Raw genomic sequence first — 15,377 nt, 5'->3', positions numbered from 1 at the left:
ACTTATCCTCTCCTTCCCTTACGCTCGTTTGAATTGTTGTAAGAAACGTACATCATTTGTATAGAAATGACGAATGTCATCTACGCCGTATTTCAACATTGCGATACGCTCTGCGCCCATACCGAATGCGAAACCTTGATATTCTTTTGAATCATAACCAGCCATTTCAAGTACGTTCGGGTGAACCATACCTGCGCCTAAAATTTCGATCCAGCCAGTTCCTTTACAAGTGCCGCAACCTTTGCCGTGACACATCATACAAGAAATATCCATCTCTACAGATGGCTCTGTGAATGGGAAGAAACTTGGACGAAGACGGATTTCACGATCTTCACCGAACATCTTTTTCACGAATACTTGTAGTGTACCTTTTAAGTCACTCATGCGAATGTTTTTATCAATTACAAGACCTTCAATTTGCATGAACTGGTGTGAATGCGTCGCATCATCATCATCGCGGCGATACACTTTACCAGGACAAATAATTTTAATCGGGCCTTTTTCTTTATTATTTTCCATCGTACGTGCTTGCACAGAAGATGTATGTGTACGTAGTAACGTTTCTTCTGTAATGTAGAATGTATCTTGCATATCACGCGCTGGGTGATCTTTCGGTAAATTTAATGCTTCGAAGTTGTAGTAGTCTTTTTCTACTTCTGTTCCTTCAGCTACTTCATAACCCATACCGATGAATACATCTTCAATTTGTTCGACAACAGCTGTTAACGGATGATGACAACCTGTTTCAACAGGACGACCTGGTAGTGTAACATCAATTGTTTCAGTAGCTAACTTCGCTTCAATTACTGCTTTTTCTAAGTTACCAATTTTGTCGTCTAAACGCGTTTGAATCGCTTCACGTACTTCATTTACTAATGCTCCCATACGTGGACGCTCTTCTGCTGATAATTTTCCCATGCCGCGTAATACTTCTGTAATTGGACCTTTTTTCCCTAAATACGCTACGCGTACGTCGTTTAAGCCCTTTAGCTCTTTCGCTTCTTCAATAAGCTCTAACGCTTTTTGCTTTAGCTCTTTTAAACGTGCTTCCATTTGGAACCCTCCTAATTTTAAAAATAAAAAAACCTCGCTCCCAAAAAGGGACGAGGTAAATTCGCGGTACCACCCTAAATTGACAGAACAAGTCTGCCCACTCATTAGTTATAACGATCAATTCTGACCGGAACGCCTTTACATATACATGGTCCTGGCGTCAACTCCAGAGGTGAATTCACTTCCGTCTACCATAAGAATGCTTTCAGTCTAAGGCATTCTCTCCCTATATGGCGATTTTGTAAGTTACTTTTCTCTATCAACGTTTTTCGTTATTTAACTTTTAATATAATATACTTCAACTTATTATAAGAAGTTTTTTATTTGTTCGCAACTGGGCTTTGCAAATAATACGTTAAAATCCCTGCTGCAACCGCAACATTTAATGATTCTGCCCCGCCGTAAATCGGAATATACAAGTTTTGATCCGTTTTTGCAAGAATTTCTTGGCTTACGCCGCTTCCTTCATTTCCTACAATCAATGCAAAACTACCAGCTGGTGTTACTTCACCATACGGAACTCCATTTTCAAGAGCTGTTCCATATACAGGAACGTTGTTTTCTTTTAACTTGTCTACCCATTCTTCTAAGTTACCTTTTACAACTGATAAATGGAAAATAGAACCTTGTGTAGAGCGAAGCACTTTACTATTATATGCATCAACGCATCCTTCTCCAAGCACAACGGCATGAATACCAGCTGCATCAGCTGTACGAATAATTGTCCCTAAATTTCCTGGGTCTTGAAGGCCATCTAATAAAAGAAACTTACCATCTGCAAGAGCTACTTCACTCTCGTGTTTCTCACAAACAGCAAACACACCTTGCGTCGTTTCTGTTTCACGAAGTATTTTTACGATTGCTTCAGGTACGATATACATTTCCACATCATCAACTGTCCAATCTTTCGGAAGATCTGTCTGATCAGAAACGATAAGTTCTGTTACAACTCCTGCTTTTAAAGCTTCCTCGACTAAGTGGAATCCTTCTACAAAAAATAAACCTTTTTTATCGCGCTCTTTTTTCGTCTGCAGCTTTTTCCACTGCTTCACACGCGGATTTTGTACTGAATCAATGTTTTTCATAATATGTATTTCCCTCTCTTCTTGTCTTATCATTATAGCCTATTTCTCATACATATTTACATAAAAAAGAACAAAAACTAACGTCAGTTTCAATTCTGAAGAAGAGGTGAAAGCAATGAGTTTTAATTTACGTGGTGCTGTATTAGCAAATGTATCTGGAAATTCACAAGACCAATTACAAGAAACAATTGTCGATGCAATTCAAAGCGGTGAAGAAAAAATGCTTCCAGGTCTTGGTGTTTTATTCGAAGTCATTTGGAAAAACGCTGATGAAAATGAAAAGCACGAAATGTTAGAAACGCTAGAGCAAGGATTAAAAAAATAAGCAATTTGAAAATCACCTTCGCATAAGCTAAGGTGATTTTTTTGCGGAAATTTTTTTTCTTCTCCTAAACATTTCTACTTTACTAACGCTACCCGGATGGAGTACAATGTTCAAAATACATTTAAACCGATCGATTTTCTTCACAGACACCATTAGATAAAAGGAGTGAATGTTTTATGCAACGTATTACGCTTGAACAAGTTTTTAAACACCACATTACACAAAAATATGTAAACCGTTCTGGAATGGTCCACGCGATTGCTGTCGCTTACCATGCGTTTCACTTAGCGAAAAAGCATCATGCCTCAGTCGATGCTGCAACAAAAGCTGGTTTCCTTCATGATATCGGACATCATACTTGGTACACAGGCGGCGAATGGGACTATGACTTATATAAAAAGAATGATATCCATGCAATTAAAGGCGCTGAAAGAGCTCATAAGTTATTAATCCGATTAGGCGAACATCCGAAGCAAGCCAAAGAAATTTCTGTTGCAATTCTATTGCATACTGATTCTTTCCTAGTAGAACAATCAATTGAAAGAACACCTCTACAAAACATTATTAAGTGGGCAGATGAAGCAGACGAAGAACCAGGCGGCGCACACCACTATCGAACTATCTCTTATGAAAAAGCACTAAAAGCAATTCAGCAGTTAGATCGATTGGTAGAGCGTGAATTACAAATAGAGCAATCAAAATCGAATAACCAGGCAGAACATAGTTATCAATGAGAAAGAGGCATCACTATAGGGTGATACCTCTTTTATTATTTTATGGAAAATACACCTTTACCTCGCATTAACGGGCAGTAAGACCCCCACCTCAAAATTCAGCGGAAGTAAAGAAATTAGGTAGGGGAATCAACTGCCCGTAAAAGCCCGATTGGTTCAACTAATAATCAGTGTGGGATGAACCTCCCCACTGATTAAAGTTTCACTTTATATGTAATATTTAAATGTTACATATAAAAACAAAATACTTTATAATTAAATATACAAATATAAAGAGGTGATTTTATAAATGCAACCCGCTACACAACTTTCTAATGAACAGAAATACTCTATGTCATGGGGACAATTTATTAGCTCCGTTTTATTCGCTTTTTTCGGAACCGGACTTATTACTGTGTTCCTCACAATGCCCTTAACAATTTATACAGCAGGTCTTACAGATAAAAAACAAATTGCCCTGTATGAATCTAGCGTAAATACTACAAGTATCGTATTACAACTAGCCGTGTTGTTATTCTTCATTTTTAAATTCGAACCCGCAAAAAAATTACTACTACAATCATTTAACTTTAAAGCACTTAAAGAATGGCGTACATACGTATACTTACTTCTCTTCTTCGCTATAAACATTTTACTCAATTACATCTTGTTAAATTATGTGTTCCAAGACGCAACAAAACAGCAATCTTCCGCATTAAACTTAGACGTTTTTAAGCAGTATCAAATATTATTACTTATCGGTTTCGCAATACTTACACCAATTTTTGAAGAGCTTATTTTCCGTGGCTTTATACTTCGCTTCTTCTCAGAGCGCTTTCCATTTTGGATTGCAGCCATCATAACAAGTTTCTTCTTCGGTATCGCTCATACATACTCACTTGGAGTAATGGTAATTACTTTCTTCATGGGATTATTAATGGCTATTTTATGTAAAAAAACAAAATCCATTATTCCAGCTATTTTATTCCATATTATGAATAATACGTTAGCATTCTTGAGTTAAAAAGAGGTATCATTGCGATACCTCTTTTATTAATTCGTATTGTTACTTCTCATTTCTATCAATTTATACATATTTATTAATAATACCTAAAATAAACCTCATGTAGTAAAATATAACTGATTACATAGAAGGAGATTACATATGTTGAGCTTACTTTGGGTTGTTTATATGCCACTTCTTGTTTTATGCGGATTTTTCGGTGGTATTTTTTTAATTGTTACTAGCGTGAAGCACCGTAAATTATTTGTCGGTTTAATGGGGCTACTTAGCTTTTCCTTTGTCACACTACCTTTTGTTTTTTGGGGCATGGGAGTGGAGAGCAATACAATCCTCCCTATTTCAACTACTTTATATTGGATACTGTTTTCTTTAACTGGATTATTGGCAGGTTTAAGTGGATTACAAGCAAAAATTAAAAGTATACGTAATATGGGATTCATTATTTTTATCGCTGGTATGTTAGGGGTTATCTTCTGGTTACTCATGACTGTAGGTGATTCATACTATCTATAACATTTTTTGAGACTCACAAATTGGAGGTAATACAAAAGTGTTCGGAATATTAACTTGGATGATTTTAGCTCTTACTTTGATGTTATGCGAGCTCATCGTCGGCATTTTTTTAATTATTGCTGGCATGAAACACCGTAAATTACTTACTCTTATAGCAGGTTTAATTAGCATATTACTTATCGTTGTTCCTATCATTTGTATAGGTTCTGGAATAGATTTAGAGGGGATTGTTCCAATTTCAGGAACTTTATATTGGTGCTTCTTCTCTTTAGCTGGACTATTAGCTATTATAAGCGGAAGACAAATATCGAGTATTCGTTCTATGGGGACGATTTTAGTCATAACAGGGCTGTGCTCCGTAACTGGTTATCATCTTTTATATCTAACTGCATAAAAAAGCAAAAAAAAGCAGGGAAATTAATTCCCTGCTTTTCTATTTGGTTTATTGCCTGATGGTAAGAAGAACGATAACACCCAAGCAATACCTGCGAGTATCGTTGCAATTAAGAAGGCATCGTTAATACCGTTAATTGCAGATAGCTTTGAAATTTGTCCGAATAATAGTTGCGTGCTCATCGCATCTCCTGCTTGAGCTGATCCGGCAATCGCTGCTAAACTTTGGCCCATACCATGTACTTTATCAACTAAAATTGGGTTTGACGTCGTTAACATGTTGCCGTAATCTGCTACGTGAGCAGTCGTTTGTTGCGTCATAAGTGTAATTAATATCGCTGTTCCAATTGAACCAGCTACTTGTCTTGATGTATTTTGCGTTGCTGTACCGTGAGAAATTAATTTCATCGGCAGTGCGTTCATACCAGCTGTCATAATTGGCATCATAATGAATGACATACCAATTGAACGTATAATATAATCCGTCATAATAACGCTATATGGTGTATCCATCGATAACGTTGTGAATTCATATGTCGCAAACGTTGTAATGGCTAATCCAACAATCGCTAACGGACGAATACCATATTTATCAAATAGTTTACCTGCAATAGGTCCCATGATCCCCATAATTAATGATCCTGGAAGTAATAATAAGCCTGATTCTATCGGTGTGAAACCGCGAATGTTTTGCAGATATACCGGAAGCAATAACATACCTCCGAATAATGCCATCGTAACGATTGCATTAATTACTAAAGTAAACGTAAATACTGGATATTTAAACACTTGTAAATCAAGCATTTTATTGTCCGTTGTTAACTCTCTCCAAATAAATAATGCTAACCCAATTACACCGATAACAAGTGAAATAATAACTTCTGCACTAGTCCAACTATTATTTCCAGCTTCACTAAATCCGTACAATAAGCTTCCTAGTCCAATACTTGAACTAACAACACCAAATATATCTAATTTCGTTTTAGATACTGGCTGAGCTAGTGTAAAGAATTTTAAAGATAGGAACGTAATAATTAAACCGATAATAAACATCGCATAGAACATTAAGTTCCAGCTGTAATTTTCAATTACCCAACCTGTTACAGTTGGTCCGATAGCTGGAGCTAAAATCATCGCTACACCTAGTAATCCCATCGCCGCTCCGCGCTTATGAGGCGGGAACAACGTCATGAAGATATTCATACCAACCGGCATTAAAATACCTGCTCCAACCGCTTGAATAACGCGGCCTGTCATCATCATCGTAAAGTTTCCTGAAGTAGCACAAATGATAGATCCTACCGTGAAGAATAACATTGCCGCTACAAATAATTTACGGTACGTAAATCGTGAAACCAAAAAGGCACTAATCGGTACTAAAATACCATTCACAAGCATGAAACCGGTAATTAACCATTGTGCTGTTGAAGTTGATACGTTAAATTCATTCATTAACGGAGGCAATGCAACGTTAATGATTGTTTGGTTTAAAATAGAAACGAACATGCCAAGAATTAATACAGCTACAACTGCTTTTACGTTCACATTCTCTACAGGCGTAGACATTTGTTTTTTCGGCACTTCATTTTCTTGTTTTACTTCTTCTTGCTTTCCGGTTTCTAACTCAACTACATTAGAAATTTCCTTTTCTTGCTTTCGTTCTATTTCTTTCTCTTCTGTTTCTACTTTACTTACTTCTATTTTATTTACGGCTGGGACTTGTTCTTCTCCCACGTTCGTTTTTTTCTTTCGTAAAAGACGATTTACAAGGAAGAAGACGATTATACAAAATAGTGCATATCCTACAATTGCAATTGAGGACATCTCATCTCCCCCTTACTTATGAATACGAACTGACACATTCATTCCAGGAACAATATTTACTGATTTACTATGATCTAAAGAAATTTTAACTGGTACTACTTGTGTTACTTTCGTATAGTTCGCTGTTGCGTTGCTTGATGGTAACATAGAGAATGTGTTCGCTGTTGTTAATCCGACTTGCTCTACTTTTCCTGATAACGTTGTATCTGGGTATGCATCTACATACACATCTACGTCTTGACCTTTTTGTACATCGTCAACATCTGTTTCTTCAATGTTTGCTGTTACCCATAAGTTGTTCATATCAAATGCATAAGCAATTGGGCTACCTGCTCCAACGAAAGCATTTGTCGTCGCGTTTGATTGTACAACTGTTGCATTTTGCGGAATTGTTACATCTACTGTTTGTTCCCCATTTGCTGCCGCTACAGTCACAGCACCTAATTTATCGTTCTCATTGTAATTCTTACCTACTTCAGCTTTCCAGTCAGTTAATTTACCTGCTACTGGTGATGCAATCGAAATTACCTTTCCATCAATTTTTGCATTGTCTGTTTTCAAGTAATTTTCCGCTTGATTGTAATAATAATAACCGCCAATACCGCCGCCAACTAGTACAATTAATGTGATAATGTTGATAATCACCATTCTTCGAAACTGATTCATTGCATTCCTCTCCTTATATCGCATATAATTTTTTTCTAAACTATTTACGTCCTTATTGTTTAGATTGTTTAATTGTTAATTATATTAACCTTTAAACAAAAAAATCACACCATTTACAGCGTAAACGAGAATATGTCTACCTGCGAGCGGTGCTGATTTCTGAAGGACTATCGTTTATAATTATAAATAATTATTTTGAAACTACAACCGACAATTTCCGTATGAAATGTCGCTTAAACAACAATATAATACCATCGTGTTGTTTAAGTATAAAAAATTAAACGAGGAGAAGTAACAATGTCTATTAAAAATACAAATGATCCACGTGTAAAGCGGACGAGACAACTCATACAGGATGCTTTTGTCGCTTTAGTAGGCGAAAAGGGCTTTGAAAATGTAACTGTTCAACATATCGCAGAACGCGCTCCTGTAAATCGTGCTACGTTTTATAGTCATTACCATGATAAATATGACTTATTAGACAAAAGCATTGAAGAAATGTTAGAGAAGCTAACAGAAGTTATTAAACCCAAAAATAGAAATAAAGAAGAGTTTCAACTTACATTTGATTCACCAAATCCAACCTTTCTAGCCTTATTCGAACATATTGCAGAAAATGCGAACTTCTATAACGTTATGCTTGGTGATAAAGCTGCTGGAAACTACTCTTATAAAATGATGAAAACAATACAAACTCATTTAACATTAAGCTTATCTATTTCACAACCAGATGATAAAGATCTTATGGTTCCTCGTGATATTTTAATTAGCTATGTAACAGGGGCTCATATCGGGATGATTATGTCATGGTTAAAAAGAGGGATGATATATACTCCGCATTTTATGGCCATGCAATTAACTCGTTTAATTATTTTAGGAGCTCATACTGCCGCTGGATTAGAGAGACCTTTTTAAAACATAAAAAAGCGAAGGAGAGACTCCTTCGCTTTTTCTATTAATTAAATGTAATGTTATGTACAGCCTCTTTATCAAGACGTTTAATAACTTCTACAATTAACTTCACTGCATTTTCATAGTCATCACGGTGTAACATTGCCGCATGAGAATGAATGTAGCGCGTTGCAATCGTAATTGCCATAGACGGAATACCATTTACAGCAATGTGAATTGCACCTGCATCCGTTCCACCGCCCGCTACTGAATCATATTGATATGGAATTTCTAATTCGTCAGCAACATCAACTACAAAGTCACGTAAACCAGTATGACCAATAACAGACGCATCATATAAAATAATCTGTGGTCCATCACCCATTTTACTTTGCGCTTCTTTTGCCGTTACACCAGGCGTGTCACCAGCGATACCAACATCTACTGCGAACGCGATATCTGGTTTAATATAGTTTGCAGATGTTTTCGCACCACGAAGACCGACTTCTTCTTGTACAGTCCCTACGCCATATACAACGTTTGGATGCTTTTCATCTTTTAATTGTTTTAATACATCAATTGCAATTGCACAACCGATTCGGTTATCCCATGCTTTTGCAAGTAACATTTTTTCATTCTTCATCACTTGGAATTCAAAGTAAGGTACAACTTGATCTCCTGGTCGTACGCCCCACTCCATTGCCTCCTCTTGGCTAGAAGCACCAATATCGATGAACATGTCTTTAATATCAACTGGCTTTTTGCGCGCTTCTGGAGGTAAGATGTGCGGTGGTTTTGAACCAATTACACCTGTTACATCTCCTTTACGCGTTACAATTGTCACGCGCTGCGCAAGCATAACTTGTGACCACCAGCCACCAACTGTTTGGAAACGAAGGAAACCTTTGTCATCAATTTGCGTAATCATAAAGCCAACTTCATCTAAATGACCTGCAACCATAATTTTCGGGCCATTTTCTTCCCCTACTTTTTTCGCAACTAAACTTCCTAAATTATCAGTAGAAAGTTCGTCCGCAAACGGCTCAATATATTTCTTCATTACTTCACGTGGTTCACGCTCGTTACCCGCAATACCACGTGCATCTGTTAATTCTTTTAGCATTGTCAATGTCGCGTCTAATTTTGTCATTGCCAACACCCTCCTTTTTCTTCAGTCACTTCATTATACAAAAGGAAACTGAAATATTCAAAAATTAAATTAGTATCCTTGTGTTTGACGCTCATGATTTACTTCGTTTTTATCTAAATATGCCTTTTCAATCTCTTCTTGTTCAAACTCTAGCGCCTGTCCAAGTCGAAGGTAGCTTGTAAATAATTCAATATAGTTCGTAATAGATGGTTGATCTGTAAAGCGAATCACCTTCGCATATGTGTCTAAGAAAATTTCTACTTGTGTTTTATTCGTTTGTGCACATTTATAGAATAGGAAGTTTTTATCAATACCTAAATCAATTCCGATTGATAAAATAAAATGCAAACCATCTACGTATTCTTCTAATATTACTTCACGTTCTGATGCTGGTTTGTTGCTCCAATATTTAAAACAACGTGTTTCATTTGCAAGTTCTCCAATTTCTACAAGAAGAGCTAACATTTTTTCTTTTAACAATTTTTTCGGTTGTAAATCATGCTCTTTCACAATACGGTCATCTAATTCTTTTTGTAATTTAAATAGTTGTAGTAAGTCCATTCTATTGTCCTCCTCCAACATCGCATTTTACGCAACAATGTTGTTTCATCTCAAAGTTCATTATTATTTTTCGTTTCTTATTAATAAGTCAGCCATTTATCTCTTTACAAAATAGCTTGTCCTTAATTTACAAATACGTTTCAATCATCACTATTAGATTGTTCACTCCGATTGGTGATAGTTAATCATTATCCGGGGATTGTCCACTGATAAAAATTTTATTTTATCTGATGAAAGTTCCATATCATCTTTCCATTATAGCAGTGTCGTTTCAGGTAGGAAAGATACTCTTCTTTCCAAAGGGAGATAATTGAAAAAAGCCAGGAGAATTCTCCTGGCTTCATATATATATTCTTCTATATCGCTATAGCTTTTATATTGATTTTGTCATATCCATAACAACATACTTCCTTTTGCATACAAATAAAAAAACCTTAGAAGAAAAATCTTCTAAGGTTTCAACTAATTAATTAGTTAATGTTGTTTTTTGCAACTGTTGCTAATTCAGCGAAAGCTTTTTCGTCATGAACAGCTAAGTCAGCAAGCATCTTGCGGTTAACTTCGATGCCAGCATTTTTAAGACCGTGCATTAAGCGGCTGTAAGAAAGACCATTCATACGAGCTGCTGCGTTGATACGTGTAATCCATAATTTACGGAAGTCACGTTTCTTTTGACGACGGTCACGGAATGCATACATTAGAGATTTCATAACCTGTTGGTTAGCAACCTTGAATAATGTACTCTTAGAACCGTAGTAACCTTTTGCTAATTTTATAACTTTTTTACGACGTTGACGAGTAACTGTACCACCTTTTACTCTTGGCATAATATTACCTCCTAATTGTTCTATATATCAGCCGAACTTATTTTAAGTTGTCAAGCATTTGACGAATGCGTTTGAAGTCACCAGCGCTTACTACACCAGCTTTACGTAGTTTACGTTTAGCTTTTGTAGATTTGTTAGCGAATAAATGGCTTGTGTAAGCGTGAGAACGTTTCAGTTTACCTGATCCAGTCTTTTTGAAACGCTTTGCAGAGCCGCGATGAGTTTTTTGTTTAGGCATAGGTATTTCCTCCTCTATCTATTACTTATCGTTTTTCGGTGCTAAAACTAAGAACATACTACGTCCTTCCATTTTAGGCTTAGATTCAATTGTACTAACTTCAGCACAAGCTTCTGAGAAGCGATCTAAAACACGTTGACCGATTTCTTTATGAGTAATGGCACGTCCTTTAAAGCGAATTGACGCTTTAACCTTGTCGCCTTTCTCTAAAAACTTGATAGCATTACGAAGTTTTGTGTTAAAGTCGTGTTCATCAATTGTTGGACTTAAACGAACTTCTTTCATGCTAATTACTTTTTGATTTTTGCGCTGTTCTTTTTCTTTCTTCTGTTGCTCAAAGCGGAATTTACCGTAGTCCATAATGCGGCATACTGGCGGTTTCGCATTTGGAGCAACTAATACTAAATCAAGATTAAGATTTGCAGCTAAGTCTAAAGCGTCATTACGAGACTTGATTCCAAGTTGATCGCCATTTGCACCAACTAAACGTACTTCACGTGCACGAATTTGCTCGTTAATCATCATATCCTTGCTAATAGTAAGCCACCTCCAAGGTTTTTTCAGAACATCTTTTGTAGTCATAGAACCCGACAAAAAAAGTGCGGGCATACGACACCCACACTTGTAAATTCTTAAGTAAGAAATACATTTACCTGTAAACTGCGAATGCGTCCATCAGGTGAGAAGCGGGTGCTTCTACTTGTTCCACAAAACAATATTCTATTATCCTTGATGAGTTTATCATAGGACATGACGTCTGTCAAGAAGACGCGATGTGTTTTACTAACAACAAGAAATATTGTAACAAACAACTAACATACTTGCAATACTTTTTTATGATAAGTATTGTTTGGTTATTTTTTCTAGTTTTTCTTTTTTATAATACATACGAAAGCCGCGGTATACCGCGGCTCTGTCTTATCGTTTTCCTTCTACTTTAATCATATCAACAAAAGCATCTAATGCGATTGTTTCTGATTTTTGTTCACCGTATTTACGTACGTTTACGCCGTTTTCAGTTACTTCATTGTCACCTACTACAAGCATGTACGGAATTTTTTGCATTTGTGCTTCACGGATTTTGTAACCAATTTTTTCTTCACGAGTATCTAATTCAACACGGATACCAGCACGGCGTAGCTCATCTTGCACTTTCTTCGCATAGTCTAAATGTACTTGCGGAGAAACTGGAATTACTTGTGCTTGAACTGGAGCTAACCAAGTTGGGAATGCACCTTTGTATTCTTCAATTAAGAAGGCTACGAAACGTTCCATAGTTGATACAACACCACGGTGAATTACAACTGGACGATGTTGTTTACCGTCTTCACCAACGTAAGCTAATTCAAAGCGTTCTGGAAGTAAGAAGTCTAATTGTACAGTTGAAAGTGTTTCGTCTTTTCCAAGAGCAGTACGAACTTGAACGTCAAGTTTTGGACCGTAGAATGCCGCTTCACCTTCAGCTTCATAGTAATCAAGACCCATTTCATCCATAGCTTCTTTTAACATACCTTGTGCTTTTTCCCACATCTCGTCATCAGCATAGTACTTTTTAGTATCAGCTGGATCACGATAAGATAAGCGGAATGAATAGTTCTCTAAACCGAAATCTTTATACACTTCTAGAGTTAAGTTTACAACACGTTTTAACTCTTCTTTAATTTGATCTGGGCGAACGAAAATGTGCGCATCGTTTAAAGTCATTCCACGTACACGTTGTAATCCAGATAACGCACCTGACATTTCATAGCGGTGCATTGTTCCAAGTTCCGCAATACGGATTGGTAGTTCACGGTAACTGTGAATATCATTTTTATAAACCATCATGTGGTGAGGGCAGTTCATTGGACGAAGAACTAACTCTTCATTATCCATTTCCATTGATGGGAACATACCATCACGGTAGTGATTCCAGTGACCAGAAGTTTCATAAAGCTCTCTGCTTCCTAGTACTGGAGTGTATACGTGATCATAGCCTAAGCTTGCTTCTTTATCAACGATGTAACGCTCGATAATGCGGCGGATAGTTGCACCTTTTGGTAACCAAAGTGGTAAACCTTGTCCTACTTTTTGGCTATTAGTAAATAGTTTTAATTCTTTACCTAATTTACGGTGATCGCGCTCTTTCGCTTCTTCAAGCATACGTAAGTGCTCATCTAATTCTGCTTTCTTAACGAATGCAGTACCGTAAATACGTTGTAGCATTTTATTATTGCTATCGCCGCGCCAGTAAGCACCCGCAACGCTTAATAATTTAAATACTTTAATTTTCCCTGTAGATGGAAGGTGAACACCACGGCAAAGGTCGAAGAATTCGCCTTGCTCATAGATTGAAATAACCGCATCTTCTGGAAGATCGTTAATTAAATCTAATTTCAACTCATCGCCGATTTCTTCAAAGCGACGAAGTGCTTCTGCACGTGGTACTTCATGACGAACGATTTCTAAGTTCTCGTTCACGATTTTTTGCATTTCTTTTTCAATTTTCTTGAAGTCTTCAACTGTAATTGCTTCTTCCATATCAATATCGTAGTAGAAGCCATTTTCGATTACTGGACCAATACCAAGCTCAAGCTTAGCATCTTTATATAAACGTTTTAACGCTTGCGCTAAAAGGTGGGCTGTTGAATGGCGTAAAATGTATAAGCCATCTTCAGAATCTAATGTAATAATAGAAACTGCACCATCTTCTTCAATTGGTGTAACAAGATCGATCATCTCATCGTTTAATTTTCCAGCCACAGCTTTTTTCTTTAAGCCTGGGCTAATAGAAGCTGCGATTTCTTCAGTTGTTACGCCTTTTGGAAACTCCTTCACAGCTCCATCAGGGAAAGTAATTTTAACTACATCTGCCATCACTGGTCACTCCTCTTTTTTTCAAAATAAAAAACACTCATCCCGTAAAAAGGGACGAGTGTTGAATTCGTGGTTCCACCCTTGTTCCAATTAACCTTATTGTTAATTGCTCAAGTTCAACATAACGGTGTTGTCCGTTAGCAATTACTAGAAAAACCGTTCACTGCTAAAGTTTAGAGGTGGTAAGTAATAATCCCGTACTAGGAAGCTCACACCCTAAGGCTTCCCTCTCTGAAAATCGTAGAAAACTACTCATGTCCTCATCATGACATTTCAATATATTTCATTTATGTAGGTAATTATATGCTCAAAAACTTAGAAAATCAAGGGCGTTACCTTTATTTTTTAAATTTTTCACATTGCGCTCAAACTCATGTAATCCATGTAATTGGACCCGTTCTTGAAATACATTTCGCAAAGTAATAATCATATTATGGTCTTGTTCTTTCGTATATAAATAAATTTTTTTCGGCGAAATAGAGAGAAGTGGTGCAATTACTTTCGTATCAATATATACATCCTTTTGCTTCAATAATTCCTCATCTATATATTGGACCAATTTCTCCTGTTTTAAACGTCTACCTTTATCATCATAGAAAATAAAACTTTCATCAAAAATAAGATGCACACAGGACAACCGCGATTTTCGGCTACGCACTTGTTGCCTTAGCGTCTCAATAAACATTTGATATTCTTGTTCCAACTTATACTCATCAATCGACACTTCAGCAAGCTTAGCTACCATTTCCCTATATGTACGAAGGCGAAAACGAACATATGATGAAAACGAGAACGAAAGCGGATCACAAAGCCAGTTATTTAAAGAAGATTTAATATACGATTCAAATGTATGACGTGTTAATTCATGAGCAATCCCTTTTCTTCTTCCTTTTAAAATCTCTTGTGCCATATGCAATATTTGATGACACTCTTCCTCTTCTTCATAAAAAAACTTTTCTTTTAAGATCGTATACATCCACTCATTTTGCTTTACATTCACAATGAAATATACCATGACTGGCAATAAAATCTTTTCAATATAATTCGATTCACATACTGGTATGTGAATCACCACTTTTTGTTCCTGTAAATACACACTCGTTTCCTTATATAACAGTTCCGCCCTTTTCAGTAGTTGTCTATATACATGCATAGCATCATTTTTTTCTTCGAAGCAAATTTCAATCACTTTTGTCCCCCCTTTTATCCCTGCTCTAAAGGATTGTATCTATACGTTACAAATCCTATAAGAGTCCGT

At 36.5% G+C, this 15,377-nt stretch carries 17 protein-coding genes and 3 other annotated features; of the genes, 6 read left to right on the top strand and 11 right to left on the bottom strand.

What is annotated here, in order from left to right; genetic code table 11:
- Nucleotides 1–18 precede the first annotated feature (18 nt).
- Together pheS and AABL52_RS04720 are read right to left on the bottom strand one after the other, a co-directional pair.
- Entirely contained in the window at nt 19–1,053 is a 1,035-nt protein-coding gene (pheS, locus tag AABL52_RS04725; protein ID WP_000388217.1) for a phenylalanine--tRNA ligase subunit alpha, read from the bottom strand.
- A gap of 43 nt (nt 1,054–1,096) precedes the next feature.
- Nucleotides 1,097–1,325, bottom strand: a binding site (T-box leader).
- Between the two features lie 48 nt (nt 1,326–1,373).
- A complete protein-coding gene (locus tag AABL52_RS04720) occupies nt 1,374–2,171 on the bottom strand; it encodes a TrmH family RNA methyltransferase (protein WP_341518985.1) in 798 nt (265 codons plus the stop codon).
- Nucleotides 2,172–2,253: 82 nt separating this feature from the next.
- Here AABL52_RS04720 and sspI point away from each other — a divergent pair, with 82 nt between their 5' ends.
- The 5 genes from sspI to AABL52_RS04695 all read left to right on the top strand — a co-directional run bounded on the left by sspI (nt 2,254) and on the right by AABL52_RS04695 (nt 5,107).
- The gene (gene sspI / locus AABL52_RS04715) at nt 2,254–2,463 is read left to right on the top strand and encodes a small acid-soluble spore protein SspI (protein ID WP_000009509.1); all 210 of its coding nucleotides are present in this window, start codon (nt 2,254–2,256) and stop codon (nt 2,461–2,463) included.
- Nucleotides 2,464–2,639: 176 nt separating this feature from the next.
- Nucleotides 2,640–3,197 carry an HD domain-containing protein gene (locus tag AABL52_RS04710; RefSeq protein WP_341518984.1) on the top strand — a complete coding sequence of 186 codons (558 nt, stop codon included), beginning with the start codon at nt 2,640–2,642 and terminating at the stop codon, nt 3,195–3,197.
- Nucleotides 3,198–3,486: 289 nt separating this feature from the next.
- Nucleotides 3,487–4,200: a CPBP family intramembrane glutamic endopeptidase gene (locus tag AABL52_RS04705; RefSeq protein ID WP_341518983.1), complete on the top strand. Its 714-nt coding sequence runs from the start codon at nt 3,487–3,489 to the stop codon at nt 4,198–4,200.
- Between the two features lie 141 nt (nt 4,201–4,341).
- Entirely contained in the window at nt 4,342–4,713 is a 372-nt protein-coding gene (locus AABL52_RS04700; RefSeq protein WP_341518982.1) for a DNA-binding protein, read from the top strand.
- A 37-nt stretch (nt 4,714–4,750) separates the two neighbouring features.
- Nucleotides 4,751–5,107, top strand: a complete 357-nt coding sequence (locus AABL52_RS04695) for a hypothetical protein (RefSeq protein ID WP_000467060.1) — start codon at nt 4,751–4,753, stop codon at nt 5,105–5,107.
- 23 nt (nt 5,108–5,130) lie between these two features.
- Here the strand turns inward: AABL52_RS04695 and AABL52_RS04690 are convergent, their stop codons facing one another.
- Together AABL52_RS04690 and AABL52_RS04685 are read right to left on the bottom strand one after the other, a co-directional pair.
- Nucleotides 5,131–6,930, bottom strand: coding sequence for a DHA2 family efflux MFS transporter permease subunit (locus AABL52_RS04690; protein ID WP_000094776.1), 1,800 nt, complete (start codon nt 6,928–6,930; stop codon nt 5,131–5,133).
- 12 nt (nt 6,931–6,942) lie between these two features.
- Nucleotides 6,943–7,596, bottom strand: coding sequence for an HlyD family secretion protein (locus AABL52_RS04685; protein WP_001071407.1), 654 nt, complete (start codon nt 7,594–7,596; stop codon nt 6,943–6,945).
- Nucleotides 7,597–7,893: 297 nt separating this feature from the next.
- Between AABL52_RS04685 and AABL52_RS04680 the strand changes: the two genes are divergently transcribed.
- On the top strand, nt 7,894–8,511 hold the full coding sequence (locus AABL52_RS04680) for a TetR/AcrR family transcriptional regulator (RefSeq protein WP_000023671.1): 618 nt from the start codon (nt 7,894–7,896) through the stop codon (nt 8,509–8,511).
- A 40-nt stretch (nt 8,512–8,551) separates the two neighbouring features.
- Here the strand turns inward: AABL52_RS04680 and AABL52_RS04675 are convergent, their stop codons facing one another.
- The 7 genes from AABL52_RS04675 to ytxC all read right to left on the bottom strand — a co-directional run bounded on the left by AABL52_RS04675 (nt 8,552) and on the right by ytxC (nt 15,308).
- Nucleotides 8,552–9,637, bottom strand: a complete 1,086-nt coding sequence (locus tag AABL52_RS04675; protein WP_000163547.1) for a M42 family metallopeptidase — start codon at nt 9,635–9,637, stop codon at nt 8,552–8,554.
- 69 nt (nt 9,638–9,706) lie between these two features.
- Nucleotides 9,707–10,198 carry a dUTP diphosphatase gene (locus AABL52_RS04670; protein WP_000365056.1) on the bottom strand — a complete coding sequence of 164 codons (492 nt, stop codon included), beginning with the start codon at nt 10,196–10,198 and terminating at the stop codon, nt 9,707–9,709.
- 470 nt (nt 10,199–10,668) lie between these two features.
- On the bottom strand, nt 10,669–11,025 hold the full coding sequence (rplT, locus tag AABL52_RS04665) for a 50S ribosomal protein L20 (RefSeq protein ID WP_001138364.1): 357 nt from the start codon (nt 11,023–11,025) through the stop codon (nt 10,669–10,671).
- A 37-nt stretch (nt 11,026–11,062) separates the two neighbouring features.
- Complete coding sequence (rpmI, locus tag AABL52_RS04660) at nt 11,063–11,263, bottom strand: 50S ribosomal protein L35 (protein ID WP_001125946.1); 201 nt, start codon at nt 11,261–11,263, stop codon at nt 11,063–11,065.
- Nucleotides 11,264–11,284: 21 nt separating this feature from the next.
- The gene (infC, locus tag AABL52_RS04655; RefSeq protein ID WP_000973214.1) at nt 11,285–11,788 is read right to left on the bottom strand and encodes a translation initiation factor IF-3; all 504 of its coding nucleotides are present in this window, start codon (nt 11,786–11,788) and stop codon (nt 11,285–11,287) included.
- A 62-nt stretch (nt 11,789–11,850) separates the two neighbouring features.
- Nucleotides 11,851–11,971 (bottom strand) — a sequence feature (ribosomal protein L20 leader region).
- A gap of 210 nt (nt 11,972–12,181) precedes the next feature.
- Complete coding sequence (thrS, locus tag AABL52_RS04650; RefSeq protein ID WP_000786073.1) at nt 12,182–14,119, bottom strand: threonine--tRNA ligase; 1,938 nt, start codon at nt 14,117–14,119, stop codon at nt 12,182–12,184.
- Between the two features lie 47 nt (nt 14,120–14,166).
- Nucleotides 14,167–14,395: a binding site (T-box leader), on the bottom strand.
- A gap of 31 nt (nt 14,396–14,426) precedes the next feature.
- Nucleotides 14,427–15,308 (bottom strand): putative sporulation protein YtxC, encoded by an 882-nt coding sequence (gene ytxC / locus AABL52_RS04645; RefSeq protein WP_000569620.1) that lies wholly within the window; start codon nt 15,306–15,308, stop codon nt 14,427–14,429.
- Nucleotides 15,309–15,377 lie beyond the last annotated feature (69 nt).

This window comes from Bacillus paramobilis, assembly GCF_038096195.1.
Classification (GTDB): domain Bacteria; phylum Bacillota; class Bacilli; order Bacillales; family Bacillaceae_G; genus Bacillus_A; species Bacillus_A mobilis.
Note: the sequence above shows the minus strand (reverse complement) of the source record. Positions and strands in the feature narration are given on the sequence as shown.

Coding starts and splice junctions, on each gene's coding strand:
- pheS (WP_000388217.1), bottom strand. CDS start 1,053: ATGGAAGCACGTTTAAAAGAGCTAAAGCAAAAAGCGTTAGAGCTTATT.
- AABL52_RS04720 (WP_341518985.1), bottom strand. CDS start 2,171: ATGATAAGACAAGAAGAGAGGGAAATACATATTATGAAAAACATTGAT.
- sspI (WP_000009509.1), top strand. CDS start 2,254: ATGAGTTTTAATTTACGTGGTGCTGTATTAGCAAATGTATCTGGAAAT.
- AABL52_RS04710 (WP_341518984.1), top strand. CDS start 2,640: ATGCAACGTATTACGCTTGAACAAGTTTTTAAACACCACATTACACAA.
- AABL52_RS04705 (WP_341518983.1), top strand. CDS start 3,487: ATGCAACCCGCTACACAACTTTCTAATGAACAGAAATACTCTATGTCA.
- AABL52_RS04700 (WP_341518982.1), top strand. CDS start 4,342: ATGTTGAGCTTACTTTGGGTTGTTTATATGCCACTTCTTGTTTTATGC.
- AABL52_RS04690 (WP_000094776.1), bottom strand. CDS start 6,930: ATGTCCTCAATTGCAATTGTAGGATATGCACTATTTTGTATAATCGTC.
- AABL52_RS04685 (WP_001071407.1), bottom strand. CDS start 7,596: ATGAATCAGTTTCGAAGAATGGTGATTATCAACATTATCACATTAATT.
- AABL52_RS04680 (WP_000023671.1), top strand. CDS start 7,894: ATGTCTATTAAAAATACAAATGATCCACGTGTAAAGCGGACGAGACAA.
- AABL52_RS04675 (WP_000163547.1), bottom strand. CDS start 9,637: ATGACAAAATTAGACGCGACATTGACAATGCTAAAAGAATTAACAGAT.
- AABL52_RS04670 (WP_000365056.1), bottom strand. CDS start 10,198: ATGGACTTACTACAACTATTTAAATTACAAAAAGAATTAGATGACCGT.
- rplT (WP_001138364.1), bottom strand. CDS start 11,025: ATGCCAAGAGTAAAAGGTGGTACAGTTACTCGTCAACGTCGTAAAAAA.
- rpmI (WP_001125946.1), bottom strand. CDS start 11,263: ATGCCTAAACAAAAAACTCATCGCGGCTCTGCAAAGCGTTTCAAAAAG.
- infC (WP_000973214.1), bottom strand. CDS start 11,788: ATGATGATTAACGAGCAAATTCGTGCACGTGAAGTACGTTTAGTTGGT.
- thrS (WP_000786073.1), bottom strand. CDS start 14,119: ATGGCAGATGTAGTTAAAATTACTTTCCCTGATGGAGCTGTGAAGGAG.